This window comes from Dethiosulfatibacter sp. (genome assembly GCF_983023055.1).
The window spans coordinates 1-3,003 of record NZ_CEZJXU010000327.1 but is presented as its reverse complement, the minus strand read 5'-3'; the positions used below and the strand labels follow the sequence as shown (position 1 = coordinate 3,003).

3 protein-coding genes and 1 pseudogene are annotated in these 3,003 nt (G+C 34.7%); 1 reads left to right on the top strand and 3 read right to left on the bottom strand.

Annotation, left to right across the window (positions count from 1 at the left end; genetic code table 11):
* The 3 genes from AC3AX0_RS10445 to AC3AX0_RS10435 all read right to left on the bottom strand — a co-directional run.
* The coding region (locus AC3AX0_RS10445; protein ID WP_487550231.1) for an aminopeptidase at positions 1–579 on the bottom strand (579 nt) is incomplete at its 3' end.
* 49 nt (positions 580–628) lie between these two features.
* A complete protein-coding gene (locus tag AC3AX0_RS10440; RefSeq protein WP_487550230.1) occupies positions 629–1,621 on the bottom strand; it encodes an asparaginase in 993 nt (330 codons plus the stop codon).
* A 27-nt stretch (positions 1,622–1,648) separates the two neighbouring features.
* Positions 1,649–2,527 carry an RluA family pseudouridine synthase gene (locus tag AC3AX0_RS10435; RefSeq protein WP_487550229.1) on the bottom strand — a complete coding sequence of 293 codons (879 nt, stop codon included), beginning with the start codon at positions 2,525–2,527 and terminating at the stop codon, positions 1,649–1,651.
* A gap of 261 nt (positions 2,528–2,788) precedes the next feature.
* On the opposite strand from AC3AX0_RS10435, the pseudogene AC3AX0_RS10430 reads away from it, so the two are divergent.
* Positions 2,789–3,003: pseudogene (locus tag AC3AX0_RS10430) on the top strand (NAD(+)/NADH kinase); the annotation flags it as partial.

The window sequence follows — 3,003 nt, the reverse complement described above, 5'->3', positions numbered from 1 at the left end:
AATATCCGTTCCCTTTCCAGTTACCCTTACCTTGTCCGTCTTGTTCATCAATTCTTTCAAAGGTTTCATCGCTTCATTCATCTTGCTGTAATCCAGGTTACAAACATTATAATAGAAATCCTCGAAACTTTCCAGACTCATATTTGCTTTTTGTGCCATTGAATTGTTGGGATACCTTAAAATTACCCACTTGGTATTGTCTACACGCTCGTCCAACACTCCTCTGGAAGCACTCGAAAAGCTGTTCATATTGTCCTCTGGAACATCCGAATTTTCAGCAAAATTATCTGTTGCAGTTATTCCTATATATGCATCCATCTGCTTCATAAGATTAAGTTCATTATCATTAATAGCCTTCAGCTGTTTTTTTGTACATCCCATCATTATTTCCCTGTCAAGACTCTGGTCCTCAAGTTTCAGGAAAGGAACAGCCCCAGCCTTGTATACTTCCTTAATAACTTCCTTTGCAAGAGGTTTGCAGTCGTTTCCCCTGATTCTAAGAAACACATTTTCTCCCTTTTGTAGCTTGCATGAATAATTCACTAGATTTGATGCCAGTTTTCTATTTCTTTGATCCATTTTAAATACCTCTCTTGATTTTTGTTTTTATTCAAATATTCATTCTATCTTAATACATGATATCTTCATTTATATTTTTATAAAAAAGCTCTTTTACTTCATTAAATTCCTTAGTCTGACCCATGATCCACATAAGTTTTACAACTGCACTTTCAATTGTCATATCCAGAGATTCCAATACATTGTAGTTCTTCAGGGTCTTAAAACCAACTTCATATATAGACATGTCGCTTCCCTCACTCATTACCTGGGATGCAATTACAACTATTCTGCCCTTTGATGTTAAGGATTCCATTTTTTCCTGGAAGTTTCTTCTGACTTCAAAGGGAAGACCTCCTACTCCGTAGCTTTCTATAACTATACCCTCATACTTTTCTCCAATATAGTCGAGAACATCCGGCTGCATTCCTGGTGCAAGCTTGAGAAGAAAAATATTCGGATAAATATTTTCATAAAACTCCACTGGCCCATTTTTATCATGTCTTACATATTTCGCTATCCTCTTGCCATCGATAAATGCAGCAATTGGATAGTTTATACTCTCGAAGGCATCAAAGCTCTTTGTCTTTGTTTTCCTTGCTCTAGTACCGACTATTGCCTTCCCGTTAAAAACCACGTATATGCCCGATACGTTATCGCAGAGGGCATATGCTATTGCATCCTTAAGGTTTTTCCTGGCATCAGTCGTATCCACATTTATGGGCTTCTGAGATCCTGTTATAATAATTGGCTTATCGGGATTTTGTATCATATAGGACAATGCTGCTGCGGTATAAGCCATAGTGTCAGTGCCATGGGTTATTATGAAAGCATCAAAATCATCATATACACTTTTTATAAATTTTGTGATTTCTATCCAATGCTCAGGTTGTATATTTGTGCTGTCAATATTTAGAAGCTCGTGTGTTTCAATTTCACACATGTTTTCAACATCATTCAAAAATTTAAGCATATCCTCGGGCTTTATTCCCGGAGCCAGTCCGTCTTCTGTCAAGGTACTTGCAATAGTACCTCCTGTGGATAACATTAATAGCTTTTTCATTAAACCCTCCAAATTATTATATAAATATTATTCTAAATTGAATATCTTCTTCATGTCTTCAGGCAATTTTGCATTGAACTCAACCATTTTACCTGTTCGCGGATGTTTGAAAGACATCCTGCTGCAGTGAAGAGCCTGTCGTGAAATCATTTCTGTTTTTTTTCCGTAGAGGTCATCTCCTAGTACTGGAAAACCCAAATACTCGAAATGCACCCTTATCTGATGGGTTCTTCCCGTCTCAAGCTTTATATCTAGAAGTGATAATTTATTCTCTTCCCTTATCACCTTGTACACCGTAATACAGTCTTTTCCCGATTCATGAACTTCCCTTCTTATATTATCATCTATTCTTGCAATCTTTTCAATTATCTTCCCACTTTTTTCTTCCATAATTCCATTGATTATAGCCCTATATTCCTTATACACCTTGTCATTTCTCATATCCTGAGAAATGATGTTGTGTGCATAGGGATTCTTTGCTATAACCAGTACTCCTGTAGTATTCATGTCCAGCCTATTTACAAACCTGACCTTTCTTTTTATACCGTTTTTCTCAAAATAATATGAAACTGCATTTGCTGTAGTATCATCCTGAAGCCTTTTTGTAGGGTGTACCACCCTGAAAGGCTTTTTATTTAGAACAAGAAGATCATCATCTTCGAATATTATATCCAGCGGAAGATCCACTTTTTCATATTCATCGGATTCATCCAGGAATTCAACAGCAATTTCATCTTCTAAAAAAACTCTTTTCTTAAGCTTTACTACCCTCCCGTTCAAAACAATCTTCCCTCTTGCCTCAAGTTTAACAAGAAGCTTTGATGAAAAACCGTGCTTTTCTTCAAGGTAGTCCTTAAGTTTATATCCTTCTTCCATAACATTTATTATCATTGCATCTTTATCCATAAAACCTCTATTCGAAATTTATATTAATCGGAAACATTCGTTAAATTCTACAATTACAATATCATATGTAAGATGATTATTTCAATGCTTAAATTAAATGTTTCCCTAAAATAATATTTAGACAAATAGGTATTCGCTTACCTTTTCATGTAAGAGTATCTTTTCCACCTTCATTCTTTGTAAAAATCATTTTTATTGATTAATTATTCTTAAACCATTATTATATAAATATAGACTATAACAGTTCAAATTGGAGAAGCTATGAAAAACAGAGAAATAATTAATATAATTAAAAACGACAACAAGTTCTCTACAGAAATTGCAAATAAATTAAAAGCCGAACTTGAAAACAACGGATACAAAGTATCCGATGAATACAATAAAGACGCAGTACTTAATATCTCAGTAGGTGGTGACGGTTCATTTCTTAGAAGTTTAAGAATCAATGATTTTCCAGATATACCAATTATAGGTGT